The 337-nt window shown below is 62.9% G+C and carries 1 protein-coding gene; it reads right to left on the bottom strand.

Translation table 11 applies throughout. The features are described 5' to 3' along the window. Positions 1-327: helix-turn-helix domain-containing protein (locus ACYVO7_RS25830; RefSeq protein ID WP_460452624.1), on the bottom strand; the 327-nt coding region annotated here is incomplete at its 3' end. Positions 328-337: the final 10 nt, after the last annotated feature.

Raw genomic sequence — 337 nt, 5'->3', positions numbered from 1 at the left:
TGGTTCTAGTAAGGGTTCAAGGGGTGCACCTCGTGCACCATCCCCCTGCACCTCGTGCAGGAGGGGGTGCACGTCGTGCAGGGGGGGTGGTGCATCTGGTGCACCCAGGGGTGCACGTCGTGCACCCACCCCCTGCATGTTCAGGACGAACAAATTGGACGTGTTCGACTGATCGGTCCGAACCCTGTGCTGGCGGCCGAGAAGTCCGAGTTCCGCCAACTCGCTCAGCGCCTTTCTCACGGCCCGTTCACTCAGGTCCGTGTCGACACAGAGCTGTCGGACAGAGGGAAACGCCTGTCCGGTCTGATCGGCGTAATCGGCCAGCACGAGAAGGACG

The sequence above is a fragment of the Alsobacter sp. SYSU BS001988 genome, assembly GCF_054796215.1.
Note: the sequence above shows the minus strand (reverse complement) of the source record. Positions and strands in the feature narration are given on the sequence as shown.